The sequence below is a fragment of the Aquirufa ecclesiirivi genome (assembly GCF_011250515.1).
Lineage (GTDB): Bacteria > Bacteroidota > Bacteroidia > Cytophagales > Spirosomataceae > Aquirufa > Aquirufa ecclesiirivi.
In genome coordinates this window covers 230773-249678 of record NZ_JAANOP010000005.1, presented here as the reverse complement: position 1 = coordinate 249678, position 18906 = coordinate 230773, and the positions used below count along the sequence as shown (strand labels likewise).

Sequence of the window (18906 nt, the reverse complement as noted above, 5' to 3'; positions counted from 1 at the left end):
TTTATTTACTTTTTAATACGATTGAAAAATTATGCTTCTTTTTTAACGTCCTTGTTACGAACCTTCATTAAGTAAGAGATGTTTGGCTTTACGTTAATCTCTTCGATAACTCCGTAAGCTCTTCCTTCTTTCTCAACAGCTAATAATTTAGAAATTTCAGAAGCAGGATCGTTCATGTCACCAAATGTAATCGCATTGGTAGGACAAGATTGAGCACAAGCAACTTGGATCTCTCCATCGACTGGTCTTCTCTTTTCTTTCTTCGCAGTCAACTTACCTTCTTGGATACGTTGAACGCACATCGAACATTTTTCCATGACCCCACGTGAACGAACCGTTACGTCTGGATTAATCACCATACGACCTAAGTCATTGTTGAAGTGGAAATCATACTCATCTGTTTGGTAGTAACGGAACCAGTTGAAACGACGAACTTTATATGGGCAGTTGTTAGCACAGTAACGAGTACCAATACAACGGTTATAAGTCATTTGATTTAAACCCTCTGTTGAGTGGGTCGTAGCTAATACCGGACAAACAGTCTCACAAGGAGCATTGTTACAGTGCTGGCAAAGCATTGGTTGGAATACCACCTCAGGATTATCTGAAGCTACTTCTAATCCTTTCAAATCTTCTACCTCAGCATCAGAAGAATAATAACGGTCAATACGCATCCAGTGCATTTCGCGACGGTTAATAACCTCTTGGCGACCCACTACTGGCACGTTGTTCTCAGCCGAACATGAAATTACGCAAGCTGAACAACCCGTACATGTATTTAAGTCAATCACCATACCCCACGCATGGTTGTTGTATTGGTGACCATTCCAAAGAGTTAAATCAGTAGCATTTTTCTTGCCTTCTGCTGTTGCCACAGTTGGATTGAAGCGTCCCGATTGAGGATTCTTAACAAATTCTCCTAAAACTGTTTCTTGAACAACTGCCTGACGCGCCATCACCGTGTGGTGAGTTTGCGTTTGAGCAATGTCTTTACTTTCTCCTGTTGTGCTAATGCTTACTCCTGCCGTACAAGTACCTACGCAAGCACCATTGATTTCTGATATAAATGGATAGGCATTAACACCTACTCCATCAGCTGATTTTCCAGCTTTTGTTCTACCATATCCAATTGCAATAGCTACTGTATCTTGAGCCTGACCTGGTTGAACTAATACAGGTAATGTTACTTCATATCCTTTTCCTGCTACTTTAACTACATCACCTTGTTTCAAGTTTAATTTAGTTGCCGTTGGCTGTGAAATGGATGCATAATTATCCCAGCATGCTTTAGATACTGGCTCAGGGAATTCTTGTAACCAAGGGTTGTTGGCTTGTGAACCTGTACCTAAACCTACTTTTTCATATACTGAAATTTCTAATCCAGTTGAATTAGCTGAATAAGCCTTTGAAATAGCCGCTGCTGCTGCATTAGCATCTACGGAAGGTACAGCAGTTGACACAGTTACTGCATTCGGTTGGAATACGCCGTCGTGTAAGGCATTTTTCCATTGTACAGCACCTGATTTCAAGATATTGGTTTCCCAATTACGCTCTAAATAGGTAGCATAATCTCCGTTTAAACCTGCCCAAGTTAAAAAACTTGATTGTGCTTGACGCGTTTTGAATATAGTCGAGATGGTTGGCTGAGTCAATGAGTAGAATCCTGTTTTAGGTTCTGCGTCATTCCATGATTCTAAATAATGAGAATCAGGAGCAATGAACTGGCACAAGGAAGCTGTTTCATCGGCACGATCGTTGGTCGCTAAACTCACTTCAACCTTAGGTAAAGCAGCTGCTAAAGCTGCACCCATTGGGTGATTATATACTGGATTGGCATTGTAGAAAATAACGGCTGCAATTTTTCCTGCACCAGCTTCTTTAATGAAATTAGCCATCGCCATATCATTACCTTGACGATAATGAACAGCTACACCTGTGTTGATGGTTGAACCATAAGCGCCAACTAAGGCATTGATAGCAACCACTACTTTTTGAACTTCTGGGTCATTAGAACCTGCTACTACAATAGATGCTCCTTTAGAGGCAACTAAATCTTTAGCAGCTTTATCTAAGTGATCTAATTTAATGGTTGCCCCTGCTAATGCAGCAGCACCAGTTAATTTAGCTACTGCGTTGAATAAACTAATTACCACCAAACCTTCTTGTGAGGGCTTGTAAGTAGCACGGTAGTCGGCATTTGCTCCTGTATTGGATAAGATCGTCTCAAACTGATAATGGCGAGACATTTCTTTTTTACCATCTTTTGCAGATCCTACACGACGAGTTTCAGCCCATTGTGCTGCAAACTCAGTAGGAGCTACCCATGTACCTAAGAAATCAGCACCTACAGAAACTATGGTCTTTGCTTTGCTGAAATCGATACTTGGTAAGATGCCACCGTGTGCTTGTGTTAAACCATAAGCTGGGTTTGCATCGTACACGACATGTTGTGTCGTTGGGTATTTTGCTGTGAATTCAGTAATTACTTTTTTCGTGCTTGGAGAAAGAATCGTATTGGATACAATTCTGATTTGTCCTCCTTTAGCTGCAACTGCCGCTAATTTAGCCGTGAATTCTTTATCTAATTGAGCCCAATCAGCTGCTTTAGCGCCGATTTGAGGACCTTTTAATTTCTCGTTGTCATAAAGACTTAATACAGAAGCATGTGCTCTACCTGAAAGAACTCCTTTTGAAACAGCAGAAAGTTTATTTCCTTCAATTTTGATGGGACGACCTTCTCTTGTTTTAACTAAGATAGAAGCGTATTCACCACCATCTGTATACGTTGAAGCATACCAGTTAGCAATGGTAGGTTCTACATCAACTGGTTTGTTCAAGTAAGGAATGGTTTTCTTTACTGGAGCCTCGCATGCAGCTAATGAAACGGCTGCAACACCGAATCCCAACATTTTAAGAAAATCACGACGATGTGTTCCTGAACCATCCACAAGGGCTTCCCCTTTAGAATCGTTCTCCGATGGCATATTGCCAAATTCGTTGTGGATATTTTTTACAAACGATGGTTCATTGGTTAACTCCTCAATCCCTTTCCAATACCTCTTGTTCGAATTTTCCATATAATCTTTCTTATTCAGACTAAAATTGAATCTTTTATGACGCGTATACTATTAATAGTGGCACTTAGAACATTCTAAACCACCAATGTTTTGTACTTTAAGGGGTGTTTTGCTGTCCTTATTGTGAACTTCAACCAACTTATCGTAATAGGCATTTCCTTTGGCATTAACATCCGTATTACGGTGGCAATCAATACACCATCCCATGGTTAACGTAGAACGTTGCTCTACTACTTCCATTTTTTCAATATCTCCATGGCAGTTCTTACACTCCAAATTACCCACATTGGTATGTTGTGAGTGATTGAAATAAGCTAAGTCAGGAAGGTTATGTACACGAACCCACTGAATTGGCTCGTCATTTTCAAGTGCTTGATAAATTTTTTGAATTTCTGGGGATTCTCTTTTGATGGCATTGTGGCAATTCATACAAATGTTGGCGGAAGGGACGTTAGCGCCTTTGCCTTCATAAACACCTGTATGGCAGTAATTACAGTTGATTTGATACTGACCAGCATGTAATTTGTGAGAGAATTTAATAGGTTGCTCTGGAGCGTATCCTTGATGAATACCAACACCATAAGCCGCATCAATGGTCGCTTTACCTCCTAACAATAAGGCGAAGATGATGATACCCGTCTTTACTGCGGAATTAGCAGCTAACTTCTTCGCGTTTTCCGCTATTCTTTTCATCAATGGAGCTTCTGAATCAACCTCTCCACCGCTTAATTTGCTTAATGTACTTACGATTGATAGTAAAGCAATTAATACAAATACCATGATTATTAACAATCCTACTAACAATACTTCCATCATTCCACCTGAACTAGCAGCAGCTGGCGCAGCTGCACCTGATGGAGCAGCACCGGCAGCCGGAGCGGCAGGAGCGGCATTTGAAGCATCCACGTAAGCAATAATACTTTTGATTTGACCTTCCGTAAAGTTAGGATATGGTGTCATAGCCGCCTTATTGAACTTATTGTACAATTCATTGGCATATTTGTCTCCAGAAGCAATAACTGCCTGTGGGTTATGAACCCATTTCACGATCCATTCGATCGGTCTGCGTTCTCCAATACCTTTTAAACCTGGTCCTACAAGTACTTCATCCGAGCTACTATGACAAGCAGCACAGTTGTTTTTAAACAATGTTTCCCCCTCTGCAGCGTCTTGCGCTAAAGTCGCATATGCTGATGCAAACAAAAACAGAAATGAGAAAAGGAACTTAACGAGCGTAAAATTTTTGCGATTCATGTTTGAAAATCTCCTATTTATTCAGTCCGCAAAACTACAATTCGAATTTTTAGGAAACAATTTATTTGCCATTCAATTTCAGGAATTTTTAAGCTTTACCCATCTATTTAGAATTTTTCAAAATAAGCCATTCTTGAAATTTAAATATTCTGATAATAAATTGTATATAATCGATTTTGCATAAAAAAACCTCCCAGATTGGGAGGTTTTTGGAGGTTTCGAGCGGATTCGAACCGCTGTAGAAGGTTTTGCAGACCTCTGCCTAGCCACTCGGCCACGAAACCATCGTTTTGGGGACACAAAATTAGGTCATTTTTGTTAAAATGCCAAGTGTTTTTTATTTCTAGCAGTATGAGAATGGCATAAAATTAGATTTTTTGCCAAAATGTTACCCATTATCTATTGTTATAAGCTCATAAAGTTGATCTTATTCAACATCTATGTTTCATTCATCTAGGTGAATCGGTCAACTAACCTCTTGTCAACGTAAACACCGAAATTTCGGGTGGCATTCCCACGCGTCCCGGATAACCTATATACCCAAAGCCCCGATTAACATATAATTGTTGTTTTCCTTCTTGGTACAAGCCTGCCCATTGCTTATACACATATTGGGCTGGTGACCATTTGAAGTCACCTACTTTGACACCAAATTGCGTACCATGGGTATGACCCGCAAATGCAACATCGATATCTGGGTATTTTGTTGTAACCTCTGCATTCCAATGCGTAGGGTCATGAGAAAGTAGTAATTTGGTGCTTGCCTCCTCTGTTCCTTGATGTGCTTTAGCTAAATTTCCATACCAAGGGAAACGACCCACACCGATGTTCTGAACCCCAATCAAAGCCAATTTCTCACCTGATTCTTCAATGATTTTATTCTCATCCATCATCAAATTCCAGCCCATTAATTCATGTGCTTTCATCAAATTTTGGAGATTTTGTTTCTTAGCCTGTGGCGTCTTCCACTTGACATAATCTCCATAATCATGGTTTCCTAATGTGCTGTAAACCCCCATAGGAGCATGTAATTTGGAAAACATTTGGAAATAATCTTCCACTTCGGTAGCCTCGTTGTTCACCAAATCTCCCGTAAAAAAGAGTAAGTCGGCCTTTTCTTTCATCACCATATCTACGCCACCTTGCACCGCTCTTTTATTGTAAAAACTACCCGAATGGATGTCTGAAAGCTGTGCAATCCGTAGACCATCAAATGCCTTAGGTAGGTTGGGGATTTTTAGACTAATCTTTTCCACGCGGTAATCATGTGCTCCTGAAAGTATTCCAAACGTAAAAGTAGCCGCGGGTACTGCGCCTACCACCAAAGCTGTTTTGGATAAAAACTCACTTCGACTAATCTGGCCAGGAGCAGGTTCACCCGGAATGATATCTAGATTTTTATTGGCAAAGGCCCAACGAATGATGCGGGTAATGTCTTCAATGAACAAAAATATAACGACAAATAGTTTGGAAACGATTGTAATCATTACGCTCGCCATAAAGAAAGTACGAATCGTTTTGTTCCAATATTCCAAGGGAAGAAAATTATATCCGATGATTCCTAAAATGATGCTTGCAGAAATACTCCAATACACCCATCGAATGATTTGCTGAGTGGATTGATTCTGTTGTTGAAAGCCCGTTTTGAATGCCTGCCACACATAATAATCAATGGCAAGTATGACCAAACTCATGATGGGGATAAATACTAATTTATTCATGGCTTAATTTAGAGTGGCAAATACAATCAAAGCTGGAGAAAATCAAAAATAATTTGGATAAGCGGTGTTTATCCCAAGATAAACCTCGTTAATTTGCTGAATTAACGGCTAACAAGTGGATTTTGTTCCCACATAAACGCATATGTTTGATATTTCTATTCTCGGAGGTGGTTGGGTTGGTATACCTTTGGCAGAAAAACTAGCTAAACAGGGTTATTCTGTACAAATTAGTCAGTCTTCTCAAACTGAAAAAATTCAAAATCCCCACATTAAATTAATTCAATGGCGGGCAGAAGAGAATTCAGCCCTTGAAGCCTGGGAATCAATCTTGAATGCAAAGACAATTATCTGGACCATTCCCCCTCGTCGAAAAGTAAATGGAGATCATTTTTACCAAGATGTGTTAAGGGATTTTGTTCGTTTGTTGAATCAAAAATCCTATCAACAAGTAATTTTCCTTTCTTCCACTTCGGTATATCAAGCTGAAAACAATCTGGTAACGGAAGAATCTACTTTGGAAAACAATTTAATGACTCAGGCAGAGGAAATTTTACAAGGGATTCAGAGTCCATTACTTATTCTTAGGTTGGGTGGATTAATGGGAGGTGAACGTTATGTGGCCAAATATTATGCAGGTAAGCTTGTTCCTTCAGCCAATCATCCGGTAAATTATGTACATCGGTCCGATGTGCTTGAAATAATCAGTCAAGGCATAAAAAGTCAACTCAAAGGCATCTATAATGTAGTAGCTCCTCAGCATCCTATTAAATCTGAGCTAGTCAAATCAGAATGCGGTCGACGGGGACTGCCCCTACCTTTGGAATACCTCGATGATAAAGAGGCAATTAAAGTGGTCAGCTCGGATAAACTAATCCAGGCATTGAATTATTCGTTTCAATACCCAGATCCTTTATCATTTCCAATTGAAAATTAAGTTAAACTTAACTCCTGAATGGCCAACCAAGCCATTAAACCAGGCCCTACATGAAGTGCCTTTTCGTCAATATTGAAATTGGGCGTATGAACACCATTGACGATACCTTTGTCATCGTTTCTTGTTCCTAATCGATAAAAGCAAGCATCCACATGATGGGTGTAAAAGGCAAAATCTTCTGCTGCCATCCATATATCTAAGTCAATCACGTTATCTGCTCCCATATAGGCAATGGCGGCGTCTTTCATGCGACGAGTTAATTCGGGGTTGTTTTTTAGGAATGGATAGCCTTTTAGAACAAAAAAATCACAGGAACCACCCATGGATTCGGCGATTCCTTCCGCAAGCTTTTTCATTTTTGCCAGACCATCCGCCCTCCATTCTTCATCCATTGCCCGGAAAGTTCCTTCAATTTTTACTTCATTGGGAATGACATTGGTTGCTCCTTCAGCAATGAACTTCCCAAAGCTCAATACAGATGGTAATCTTGGATTTTTATTTCTTGAGATGATTTGTTGCATCGCAATGATGATATGAGAAGCGATCAAAATCGGGTCAATGCATTGATCCGGCATAGCACCATGTCCTCCTTTACCTTTTACAGTCAAATACAATTCATCCGCACTAGCCATGTACATACCTTCTCTAAATCCAACTTTTCCAGCTGGGATGTTGGTGGCTACGTGTTGACCCAAAATACCCGCTGGACTGGGATTTTGTAAAGCACCTTCTTGAATCATAATGCTAGCTCCACCAGGTGCTTTTTCTTCGGCAGGTTGGAACAGTAATTTAATGGTTCCTTCAAACTCCTCTTTTACAGATTGCAGGATGCGAGCTGTTCCAAGTAAGGAAGAAGTATGCACGTCATGTCCACAAGCATGCATCACACCTGGGTTCTGAGATTTATAAGGAACATCATTGGTTTCTTGGATGGGCAATGCGTCCATGTCGGCCCGTAAAGCAACTACTTTTTTATGTGGGTTTTTCCCTTCAATGATGGCGATTACTCCAGTATTGGCTATACGCTGAGTCGGAATTCCTAGTTCGTGCAATTGTTTTTCCACATACACCTGAGTCTCGAATTCGTGAAAGGAGAGTTCGGGGTGGGAATGCAAATGACGGCGTGCGGCAATATTTGCATGGGCCTGTTGCTCAGCTAGTTCCTGTATCTTTTTAAGAAGGCTCGACATAATAAAATTTAATTTTTTACAAATCTACAAAATATTGCTTCAAAGAGTTTTTTTCTTAACTTTAAAGACAAGGGATGTGTAGGAGCTTATTCACCTTTAATCTTTTGTCCTATGAGTCGGAAAGTTTTAGTTTTAAACCAAGATTATAGTGCATTAACCATTTGTTCCATGCCCAAGGCCTTTCTTTTGGTCTACCTCAATAAGGCGGAATTGGTGGCCGAATCGACCACTGAAAAACTTCATTCTATTTCACAAACCTTTCCTTTTCCCTCGGTGATTCGCTTGAACCGATATGTTTATTTTCCTTACAAGGGAGTGATGTTAAGTAGGCAAAATATTTTTAAGCGGGACGACAATATGTGTCAATATTGTGGATCAAAGGATCATTTAACCCTTGATCATGTAATGCCAAAATCAAGGCAAGGGAGGACTTCTTGGGATAATTTAACAACAGCTTGCAAATATTGTAATTCAAAAAAAGGAGATCATACGCCAGAAGAGGCAGGGATGACATTGAGGAGGCGACCATTTAAACCATCCTTTGTTATGTTTTTGCGTAATTTTTCTGGAATTTTGGATCAACAATGGATTCCATTTGTCGGATCTAAAATGGAGCAAATCGTTTAAACATGAATATTTCTTTTATTGGTTCTGGTCATGTGGCCTGGCATTTGACGCAGGCACTGGAAAATGCGGGACATAGTGTTCAAGAAGTTTTTAGTCGAGACCCAGCTAAAGCCAAAGATTTAGTCAGTTATTTATATAATGCCAAAGTGCAGGAGCATTTAGATTTTTCTGAATCTAAATCCACTGTCTTCTTTTTCTGTGTTCCAGATAATGCTTATTCGACTGTTTTGAAGGAATTAATTCTTCCTAAATACGCCACTTTATTATTGGTTTCAGGAACGGTTTTATTGGCAGAGGCCTCCATTTGGTATGATCCAGCCAGAGAAAGTACGAATCAAATTGCCATTTTTTTCCCGGTACAACATTTGCAAAGTGGAAGAAAAATTAATTTGGGTCACATGCCCATTTGCTTAGAAGTGATGGTGGAAGAAACTGAACAGGTATTGGTTCAGCTGGCTCGTGATATTACCGATGCCATGTATTTGGTGAATGGGGAAGAGCGTAAAAAGATTTACTTATCCATGCTTTTGGCAGGCATATTTACACAACAGCTTTGGGCAGAAGCGAGTCGATTATTACAATCCATTGAACTCGATACGTCCTTGCTTCAAGGGTTGATTCAAAACTATGTGCAGTCGTATTTCAAGAATTTACCCGTGTCTAATCAAATTGAAGCCAATGCTTTACAAGATGGCCGCTTGATGTTGGAACAACAAGGGTTTTTGTCGACTGTGGAACTGCAAGAAGTATATCGAAATATGGTCCAGCAAATTGTAAAGACTACTTAATTAAAGGTTTATCAATGTTCATGACAATTTGAGATTTACTAAATCCCAATAGAATCACTTCTTGTTTTTTATTGATAAATATATAAAATAAGCTATCTCCAGTCGTGTTTTTCTGGATACTAGGAGGGATTTCTTGTTTTAAAGATAAGCTATAATCCAAGGCATCTAAGACCTCTTGAATCTTCTTATCCTTGTTTTGTTGTTTTAGAACTAGAGCCTTTCCCGACTGAATCCGAATCTGAAATTGTTTAGAAATACTATCCAAACTCAATGTATTCGATGGGTTTTCTATCACGGCTTGGATTTCTTGCCCCCAGGTATCAGCTTTATTGGTAATGTCCTGCGGAAGAATCCGTTTTACTTGTCGGCTTTTCATTTCCTTGACCGCTGCTGTTGTATCAATGCGTTTGGAGAAATCACATGATTGAAGCAAAAGGATGCTTGAAACAAGGGAAGATAAAAAGAGCGATTTTTTCATGGGATTGATTTGATGTACAAAGGTATTCCATCCAAGCAGAAAGGGCAATGAATTTAATTGTTATCTTTGCGGGGAATTTTAAAAATATTATACGAGTATGTTGGAGCAGCTGGAGGCTATTAGGGAAAGATTTTTAGAGGTAGAGCAACAAATTGCCATGCCTGAAATCGTTTCTGATTTAAAGAAATTCAAGACTTTAAGTAAAGAATACAAGGATTTACAGAAGATTGTAGATCAATATATGGTCTATCAAAATTTATTAAAATCCATTGAAGAAGCAAAAGAGGTTATAGCTACGGAAAAGGATGAGGATTTTAGAGATATGGCTAAAGCGGAATTGGAGACTTTAGTTCCACAAGAAAAGGAAAAGCAAGAGGAGTTGAAGGAAATGTTAATTCCTAAAGATCCGAATGATTCTAAAGATTGTATTCTGGAAATACGTGGTGGAACTGGCGGGGATGAGGCTTCTATTTTTGCAGGGGATTTGTTCCGTATGTACCAGCGTTATGCGGAGAAGATGGGTTGGTCCTTTCAAATCATGGATTTCACGGAAGGGACTGCTGGAGGCTTTAAAGAGATTATTGTTTCTGTTCAAGGAGAGGATGTCTATGCCAAATTAAAGTTTGAATCAGGCGTTCATCGTGTGCAACGTGTTCCTGCTACGGAATCTGCAGGAAGAATTCATACCTCAGCTGCCACGGTAGCGGTGATGCCAGAAGCAGATGAGGTGGATGTTCAGATCAATATGAATGATATCCGTAAAGATACATTCTGTTCTTCTGGTGCAGGTGGACAGTCCGTAAATACGACCTATTCAGCCGTACGTGTAACACACATACCTTCAGGTTTGGTGGTGCAGTGCCAAGATGAAAGATCTCAAATTAAAAACTTTGATAAGGCCATGACGGTGTTACGGTCTAGGTTATATGAGATTGAGTTAGAGAAAAGAAATGCGGAGATTGCAGGAAACAGAAAATCCATGGTTGGTTCGGGTGATCGATCAGATAAAATCAGAACCTATAATTATCCTCAGGGTCGTGTAACGGATCACCGTATCGGTTTAACGGTGTACAATTTACCCGTGGTGATGGATGGTGAAATCGCTGAATTTATTGAGCAGTTACGAATTGCTGAAAATGCGGAACGATTGAAAGAAGGTTCGATGTAAAAGCAGTAAATGATATCCCTTTAAAGCGGCCTTAGGTGAAAACCTAGGGCTGTTTTTTTATCAAGTAACTGGTTAAAAAATAGAAACAAAAGTCCCGTAAAAATTGTTAAACCGCCAACGCTGGCAAGGTTTTAAACCTTGACAGCGTTAAGATTTTTAGGCCTTTTCTAATTTGAATTGAAAGGACGTTCCTTTGTCTATTTTGGAGAAAACGGCGATCTTACTGTTGTGAGCTTGGATGATGTGTTTCACAATCGATAAACCTAAGCCTGATCCCCCGCTCATTTTTGCCCGACTTTTATCTACCCGATAAAATCTTTCAAATAAACGCGGAAGGTGTTCTGCTGGTATGCCTGGCCCATTGTCCTTCACCATAATTAAAAATGCTTTTTTCTTTTCTTCCAAATGGACGCTTACTTTACCATCTTGGTGGCCATATTTAATTCCATTATCAATTAAATTGACCAATACTTGACTAATTCGTTGATAGTCCGCTTTTACCAATACAGGGCCATGGTGACCAATTAGCTTCAATTCGACGTTTTTTGATTTGGCTTTGGCTTCTAATTGTTCAAAGATCTCAATAACCAATGGCTTTAAATCAAGGGCTCTTTTATCAATTTTAATGGCCCCTGTTTCAATTTGAGATACGGTTAATAAATCTTTTACTAGGATATCCAGTCCATCCAAGCTTTTAGCAGCCTTTTCTAAAAACCTTTTTCTGATTTCTGGGTCTTCCTCTGGATTGTCCAATAAAGTATGAACAAAGCCTTGCGCAGCAAAAATGGGTGTTTTTAATTCGTGTGAAACATCAGCTAAGAATTCTTGTCGGTATTTCGCAGCTTTCTTTAGTTCCTTAACTTCATCTTCTTTGGTAGTCACATAGGAGTTCAACTCTTCCTTTAATAACTCGATGGGGTTCTCTTTTTCAATTAATTGTTTGCGCGGAATGACAGAAAAATTCTTCTTTTTAATTTGTTTGATACGGTCATATAATTTATTGACTTCCTTAAAGACCAGATTGTCTAGGGCAAAATAAATGACGGCACTTCCAAAGATAAAGGAGCTAATGAAACTTATAAAAAGTATGGTAAAGTCTGTGTTAGGTAAAAAAGAAAGGAAGGAGGTGCAAACCCCAGCAATCACAAAGGCCAATAATAAGGAAAGGTATCTAGGGCTTAACATGCTGTTTTTTGTTTTCAAGTTACAATTTATATTTCTTTTGGGGAATCATGCGCCCAATTGTTTTAGGATAATCAGGTTTTACGCACATTTTTGTACCTTTGCGCTTTACAAAAAATCCCATGGAATTAAATCGCTTAAGTGCCATCTCTCCTGTAGATGGTCGTTACCGAAAACAAACGGAAGTCTTATCTCCTTATTTTTCTGAATTTGGATTAATTCAATACCGTGTTCGAGTTGAAATCGAATATTTCATTGCTTTATGCGAAATTCCATTGGCTCCACTACAAAGTTTTCCTGCGGCTGCTATCCCTGCCTTACGTGCTCTATACCAAAATTTTTCAGAGCAAGACGCACTTTGGATTAAAGAGAAAGAGAAAGAAACCAATCACGATGTGAAGGCGGTTGAATACTTCATTAAAGATCAGATTGCTAGTTTTACCCAATTTGGCGACTTAACTGAATACTTGGAGTTTATTCACTTTGGTTTAACTTCTCAAGATATTAATAATACCGCGATTCCTGTTTCCATTTTGGAAGCTCATCGTGCAGTCATACTGCCAGCTTATTTACAGGTTAAAGAGCATTTGGCTCAAGTAGCAAGTGATTGGAAGGACATTCCTATGTTGGCACACACCCATGGGCAGCCGGCTTCTCCAACGCGTTTGGGGAAAGAAATCCAAGTATTTGTTGAACGTCTAGAAAGGCAATTGGATCTATTAGCTCAAGTGCCTTTTACAGGTAAATTTGGTGGTGCAACAGGTAATTTTAATGCGCATCATGTAGCATTTCCTGAGATTCATTGGCCAGCTTTCGGGGCTAATTTGTTGGAAAATAAGTTAGGGATACAACGCAGTAAATACACCACTCAAATTGAACATTATGATAATTTAGCGGCTTATTTTGATGGCTTAAAGCGTTTAAATACCATCTTGGTGGATTTAGCTCGTGATGTTTGGTCTTATGTTTCCATGGGTTATTTCAAGCAAAAGATCAAAGCTGGCGAAATAGGTTCTTCTGCTATGCCTCACAAGGTGAATCCCATTGACTTTGAAAATGCGGAAGGTAACCTTGCTATTGCCAATGCTTTATTGGAATTTTTATCGGCTAAATTACCTATTTCACGCTTGCAAAGAGATTTGACGGATTCTACCGTTCTAAGAAATGTAGGAACTCCATTAGCTCATATCCTTATTTCCTTGACTTCACTTCAAAGGGGATTAGGCAAATTGGAATTGAATGAATCCAAAATACATCAAGATTTAGAGGAAAATTGGGTGGTGATAGCAGAAGCCATACAAACAGTTTTACGCCGGGAATCTTATCCTAAACCTTATGAAGCGCTAAAAGAGCTTACTCGTCATCATGGTAAGATAGATCAAGCGGTATTCCAACAGTTTATTCATGGATTAGCCGTTTCAGATGCTATTAAAGCTGAATTGTTATTAATTTCTCCATTTAATTTCGTGGGAAGAGACGAAAACTAAGCTGATGAATCAAAGGATTGCACAAATTTCGTTGGTAGTAGATGATTATGATGAAGCCATTGCATTTTATACGCGAAAGCTCGGTTTTGATTTAGTGGAGGACACCATCATGAGTCCTTCGAAACGCTGGGTAATTGTAAAACCTGTGGGGGAAGGTTCCTGTCAATTGTTATTAGCTAAAGCAGCAAATGAAGAACAAAAAATCTGTATAGGGAATCAAACCGGCGGACGAGTTTTCTTGTTTTTACATACAGATAATTTTGATCGAGATTATCAAAATTTATTACAACATGAAGTTCAGATAATTCGGGAGGCTAGTATTGAGGAATATGGAAAAGTGGCGGTATTTGCCGATTTATATGGCAATTTGTGGGATTTAGTAGAAAGGAAAGCCTAGTTTTTTTATCTTGAAATTTTGATTTACCATATTTCAGATTACATTTGCATCAAATTATTATAGAAATGACTAAAACAACATACAACAAAAACTGGTGGCAAGGCTAAAATTCCTTTGAACAGTTTTGCTGTGTGTACATGATATGTTTTACTCAAGGCTTGCTGTTCCCAGTAAGCCTTTTTATTTTAATTTTGCCGATAGCCTCATGTCCAGTTCAAATAAATTTACCATCCATACCACTAGGAAGACCTTGTTAGCAGATACGTTAACGCCCATAGGTATTTTCTTGAAAATCAGAAAACACTATAAAAATTCTGTTATTTTAGAAAGTGCTGATTATCACGGTCGTGAACATGGTTTTTCTCATATCGCTTTTGATCCTGTAGCTAGTTTTGTTTTGGATCAACAGCTTGTCACTCAGACTTTCCCCGACGGAACAGTAGAAACTTTCCAGTTGGAAAATTCCAAAGATGCCGTGAAGGTATTACAAGATTTTTCTTCACGTTTTGCGTATCAAAAGGAAGTAGGTGATTCTCCCATGGCCAATGGCCTTTTTGGTCACATCAGTTATGATGCCGTCACGTATTTTGAAGATATTCAAATACAAGATAAAAACCCAGAGACAGCCATACCTTCCATTCGATATAATGTGTATCGATATGTGGTAGCATTGAATCATTTCAATAACCAGATGACTTGGTATGCCCACAGTTATTTGGAAGGAGAAACCCCTAACTTAGATGCGGTGGCTTATCATTTAGACATGCCGCATTATACCTTGGAGGCATTTAAGCGAGTAGGTGATGAACAAAGTAATCTTACCGAAGCTCAAACCGAAGAGATTGTAAAGACTTGCATTAAGCATTGCTTGCGTGGGGATGTATTTCAAATTGTTCCATCCAGAAGGTTCAGTCAAAATTTTTCAGGGGATGACTTTCAGGTTTATCGGGCCTTACGCTCAGTTAACCCATCTCCCTATTTATTCTTTTTTGATTATGAACAATACCGCATTTTTGGTGCTTCGCCAGAAAAACAAATCAAAATAGATCATGATTTGGCAGAAATTCACCCGATTGCTGGAACATTTCGTCGGACGGGAGATGATGCACGAGACGCAGAATTAGCTCAAGCATTGATTGCTGATCCTAAAGAATCAGCAGAACATGTGATGTTGGTGGATTTGGCCAGAAATGATTTAAGTAGGAGTGCTGATAATGTGAAGGTAGAGACCTTTAAGGAAGTGCAGTTTTTTTCTCATGTGATACATTTAGTGTCGAAGGTGACAGGTACTTTACAAAAGGGAGTTAATCCCTTGCAAATGGTAGCAGATACGTTTCCAGCAGGGACTTTAAGCGGGGCACCTAAGCACAATGCCATGACGATTATCAATCGTTTGGAACCGACGAACCGCCATATTTACGGAGGAGCCATTGGTTTTATGGATTTTGAAGGCAATTTTAATCATGCCATCGCTATTCGTACCTTTTTGAGTAAAGGGAATACCTTATTTTATCAAGCAGGAATGGGTGTCGTGGCTAAGTCCATAGTAGCCAGTGAAATGCAAGAGATACATAACAAATTAGCTGCCCTGAAAAAGGCCTTGGATGTAGCTGAAAATTTAGCATAAGAAGCCATGAAAGTACTAGTAATAGATAATTATGATTCATTTGTATACAATTTGGTATACCTATTGAAAGAGATTGGAGCAGAGGTAGATGTATTTAGAAATGATAAAATAGCCTTAGAAGAAGTGAAGGCATATGACCATATCTTATTATCACCAGGTCCTGGGATTCCTTCAGAAGCAGGGATTATGCTAGATTTGTTGAAGGAATATGCATCGACAAAACGGATTTTAGGTGTTTGTTTAGGACATCAAGCCATAGCGGAATCTTTTGGTTCGAAATTGCAAAATATGGGTGAGGTTTTGCACGGAGTTACTACCGAGTGTGTCGTGACAGATCCTACAGAAAGATTATTTCAAGGTATTCCTTCTCGATTCGAAGTTTGCCGCTACCATTCATGGACGGTCATTCCAGAAACGATGCCTTCCGATTTGAAAATTACGGCAGTGGATGATCAAGGATATGTGATGGCAGAAGCTCATCAGAAATATGATGTACGTGGTGTACAATTTCATCCAGAAGCGTATTTAACGCAACATGGATTGCAAATGATTAAAAATTGGATTCAATAAAACATGAAAAATATATTAAGTAAGCGAGTTCAAGGATATTCCTTAACAGAGGTAGAAGCTAAAGACGTATTGTTACGTGTAGGTCAAGGAGGAATTAATCCGAGTCAAATAGCTGCATTTTTAGCGAGTTATTGGTATACCCCCATTCAAGTTCAAGAATTAAAGGGCTTTGTCTCTGCCATGATGGAATTGGCGGTGACCATCGACTTAACTGAATTTGATGCCATGGATGTCTGTGGAACGGGTGGCGATGGAAAAGATACTTTCAATGTCAGTACCACTTCCTCTTTTGTTGTGGTGGGCGCAGGACAAAAGATTGCCAAACATGGTAATCACGGAGTTTCATCGGCTGTTGGTTCTTCTACCGTATTGGAATTTTTAGGGGTTAAGTTCAGTAATGATCCCAGCTATTTAAAACGTAAAATGGATTCATCGGGAATTTGTTTTTTACATGCGCCATTGTTTCATCCTGCGATGCGCCATGTTGGACCGATTCGTAAGGAATTGGGAGTGAAAACGTTTTTCAATCTGTTGGGGCCTTTGATGAACCCTGCTTTAGTTACGAAGCAATTAACCGGGGTTTATGCCAAAGAAGTATACGATTTGTTTGTGCAATTTTATGCTTCTGGACCTAAGCAATTTGGAATCGTTTTTGGAGAAGATGGATATGATGAAATCTCTTTAACGAGTTCATTTTTATTGACGACGAAGGAAGGAGAAAAACGATATTTACCAAGTGATTTTGGATGTGAAACCGTTCAATCTCAAGATTTAAGTGGAGGAATTAATGTAGAGCAGTCGGCCGATATGTTATATAAGATATTACAAAGACAAGGTACACCTGCTCAAACCCAAGTGGTTTTGGCCAATGCAGGAGCAGCTTTGCTCGTGGCGGAAAAGGTAAGTAATTTGTCAGATGGGTATTTGATGGCCAAAGAGTCTTTGGAAAGCGGTAGAGCATTTCAAGTTTTCAAGAAATTTATCATGGATTAGGATGAGTATTTTAGCTACAATTTTAGATTCCAAAAGGAAGGAAGTTGCGGAAAGGAAGTCACACATTTCCATGAATGCATTGGAGAAAACGGGATTTTTTGCGCGTAATTGTCATTCCTTATCGATGTCATTAACGCAGCCTGCTTCCACGGGAATTATTGCTGAATTTAAGCGTAAATCGCCTTCCAAGGGAGTGATCAATGATCGTTTAACCGTAGAAGAAGTGACCCAAGCCTATGCTGCTGCTGGTGCTGCTTGTTTATCTGTTTTAACCGATACCCCATTTTTTGGTGGAACGGACCAAGATTTCGAAGAGGCTCGTCGGGCTAATCCCCATACACCCATATTGCGTAAAGATTTCATGGTTGATGAATACCAAATTGTGGAGGCAAAGGCGATGGGAGCGGATGTGATTTTGTTGATAGCCGCGGCATTGAGCCCTCAGGAAATTAAGCAATTAGGAACATTGGCTCGATCCTTAGGCATGGAAACGTTGTTAGAGGTGCATGATGAGGAGGAGTTGAATCGTAGCTTGGGGGATTATATTTCTGTGGTCGGAGTGAATAATCGTAATTTGAAGAATTTCGCGGAGCAGAATGTAGAGGCGTCCATGCGTTTGGCAGAAAAAATTCCAGCGACTTGTATAAAGGTATCTGAAAGTTGTATTTCGGGACACAGCATCATTCAACAATTGCGCGGATATGGATATAAAGGTTTTTTGATTGGAGAAAGTTTCATGAAAACAGATGCTCCAGGAAAGGCCTTATTGGATTTTTTAAATCAAGGATAAGATGAAATGGAAGATTTGCGGCATGCGAGAAATGGATAATATCCAAGAAGTGGCCAAAGCGAATCCAGAATACATGGGATTTATTTGGGCAGAAGCTTCACCTCGATACGTAGGAGAAGATTTTGTGATTCCCAAGGAAGTTTTAGGTAAAACAATTCCAGTTGGGGTATTTGTGAATCGAGCTGTTTCCAGTATTATTGAATTATCTCAAAGGGCAGGATTTACTTGGGTTCAGCTACATGGGGAGGAAAAAGAAGATGAGATTTTGGCATTAAAAAATGCGGGTTTAACTGTAATAAAGGCCATATCGGTGGCAGATAAACAGGATGTGGAAGGCTTGAGTGAAGCGCCTGATTTTTATTTATTTGATACCAAACAAGGAAAGCAAACAGGTGGAACAGGACAACGATTTGATTGGGATATATTAGCCTCATATGCAGCTGGAAAACCTTTTCTTTTAGCAGGCGGTTTAAGTAAGGAGAATGCAAAGGAAGCAATGGATTTGAGTAAAAGATATCCCATTCATGCACTTGATTTTAACAGTAAAGTGGAGATCAAGGCTGGATTGAAAAATGTACAAGAAGTACGAGAAATTTCGGAAATATTAGCAGAAAATTAGCGTT

General features: G+C 39.3%; 17 protein-coding genes and 1 tRNA gene. 11 read left to right on the top strand and 7 right to left on the bottom strand.

The genetic code is table 11. The features are described 5' to 3' along the window. Positions 1-29: 29 nt before the first annotated feature. From G9H65_RS09015 to G9H65_RS09000, 4 genes are all read right to left on the bottom strand, one after another. Positions 30-3077 (bottom strand): TAT-variant-translocated molybdopterin oxidoreductase, encoded by a 3048-nt coding sequence (locus tag G9H65_RS09015; RefSeq protein WP_166375013.1) that lies wholly within the window; start codon positions 3075-3077, stop codon positions 30-32. Positions 3078-3128: 51 nt separating this feature from the next. Beyond that, the gene (locus G9H65_RS09010; RefSeq protein WP_166375012.1) at positions 3129-4331 is read right to left on the bottom strand and encodes a cytochrome c3 family protein; all 1203 of its coding nucleotides are present in this window, start codon (positions 4329-4331) and stop codon (positions 3129-3131) included. Between the two features lie 210 nt (positions 4332-4541). Further along, positions 4542-4615 (bottom strand) — tRNA-Cys (locus G9H65_RS09005). Between the two features lie 186 nt (positions 4616-4801). After that, positions 4802-6052, bottom strand: coding sequence for a metallophosphoesterase (locus G9H65_RS09000; RefSeq protein ID WP_166375011.1), 1251 nt, complete (start codon positions 6050-6052; stop codon positions 4802-4804). A 142-nt stretch (positions 6053-6194) separates the two neighbouring features. On the opposite strand from G9H65_RS09000, the gene G9H65_RS08995 reads away from it, so the two are divergent. Beyond that, a complete protein-coding gene (locus G9H65_RS08995) occupies positions 6195-6986 on the top strand; it encodes a Rossmann-fold NAD(P)-binding domain-containing protein (RefSeq protein WP_166375010.1) in 792 nt (263 codons plus the stop codon). On the opposite strand, the gene G9H65_RS08990 is transcribed toward G9H65_RS08995, so the two are convergent. After that, a complete protein-coding gene (locus G9H65_RS08990; protein ID WP_166375009.1) occupies positions 6983-8176 on the bottom strand; it encodes a M20 metallopeptidase family protein in 1194 nt (397 codons plus the stop codon). The two genes, G9H65_RS08995 and G9H65_RS08990, sit on opposite strands and share 4 nt — an antisense overlap. A 111-nt stretch (positions 8177-8287) precedes the next feature. On the opposite strand from G9H65_RS08990, the gene G9H65_RS08985 reads away from it, so the two are divergent. Together G9H65_RS08985 and G9H65_RS08980 are read left to right on the top strand one after the other, a co-directional pair. Beyond that, on the top strand, positions 8288-8803 hold the full coding sequence (locus G9H65_RS08985; RefSeq protein ID WP_166375008.1) for an HNH endonuclease: 516 nt from the start codon (positions 8288-8290) through the stop codon (positions 8801-8803). Between the two features lie 2 nt (positions 8804-8805). Beyond that, positions 8806-9591 (top strand): DUF2520 domain-containing protein, encoded by a 786-nt coding sequence (locus G9H65_RS08980; RefSeq protein ID WP_166375007.1) that lies wholly within the window; start codon positions 8806-8808, stop codon positions 9589-9591. Here the strand turns inward: G9H65_RS08980 and G9H65_RS08975 are convergent. Further along, a complete protein-coding gene (locus G9H65_RS08975; protein ID WP_166375006.1) occupies positions 9584-10069 on the bottom strand; it encodes a hypothetical protein in 486 nt (161 codons plus the stop codon). The genes G9H65_RS08980 and G9H65_RS08975 overlap by 8 nt on opposite strands. Before the next feature lie 97 nt (positions 10070-10166). On the opposite strand from G9H65_RS08975, the gene prfA reads away from it, so the two are divergent. Further along, positions 10167-11237, top strand: coding sequence for a peptide chain release factor 1 (gene prfA, locus G9H65_RS08970; protein ID WP_166375005.1), 1071 nt, complete (start codon positions 10167-10169; stop codon positions 11235-11237). 156 nt (positions 11238-11393) lie between these two features. Here the strand turns inward: prfA and G9H65_RS08965 are convergent, their stop codons facing one another. Next, positions 11394-12422 (bottom strand): sensor histidine kinase, encoded by a 1029-nt coding sequence (locus G9H65_RS08965; protein ID WP_166375004.1) that lies wholly within the window; start codon positions 12420-12422, stop codon positions 11394-11396. Positions 12423-12541: 119 nt separating this feature from the next. Here G9H65_RS08965 and purB point away from each other — a divergent pair, with 119 nt between their 5' ends. The 7 genes from purB to G9H65_RS08930 all read left to right on the top strand — a co-directional run bounded on the left by purB (position 12542) and on the right by G9H65_RS08930 (position 18902). Further along, positions 12542-13906, top strand: a complete 1365-nt coding sequence (gene purB, locus G9H65_RS08960; protein WP_166375003.1) for an adenylosuccinate lyase — start codon at positions 12542-12544, stop codon at positions 13904-13906. 4 nt (positions 13907-13910) lie between these two features. Beyond that, positions 13911-14303 (top strand): VOC family protein, encoded by a 393-nt coding sequence (locus G9H65_RS08955; protein ID WP_166375002.1) that lies wholly within the window; start codon positions 13911-13913, stop codon positions 14301-14303. Positions 14304-14508: 205 nt separating this feature from the next. After that, complete coding sequence (locus tag G9H65_RS08950) at positions 14509-15930, top strand: anthranilate synthase component I family protein (protein ID WP_166375001.1); 1422 nt, start codon at positions 14509-14511, stop codon at positions 15928-15930. A 6-nt stretch (positions 15931-15936) separates the two neighbouring features. Further along, positions 15937-16500, top strand: coding sequence for an anthranilate synthase component II (locus G9H65_RS08945; RefSeq protein ID WP_166375000.1), 564 nt, complete (start codon positions 15937-15939; stop codon positions 16498-16500). A 3-nt stretch (positions 16501-16503) separates the two neighbouring features. Further along, on the top strand, positions 16504-17493 hold the full coding sequence (gene trpD, locus G9H65_RS08940) for an anthranilate phosphoribosyltransferase (protein ID WP_166374999.1): 990 nt from the start codon (positions 16504-16506) through the stop codon (positions 17491-17493). 1 nt (position 17494) lies between these two features. Then, positions 17495-18283, top strand: a complete 789-nt coding sequence (trpC, locus tag G9H65_RS08935) for an indole-3-glycerol phosphate synthase TrpC (protein ID WP_166374998.1) — start codon at positions 17495-17497, stop codon at positions 18281-18283. 1 nt (position 18284) lies between these two features. Continuing rightward, a complete protein-coding gene (locus G9H65_RS08930; protein WP_166374997.1) occupies positions 18285-18902 on the top strand; it encodes a phosphoribosylanthranilate isomerase in 618 nt (205 codons plus the stop codon). Positions 18903-18906: the final 4 nt, after the last annotated feature.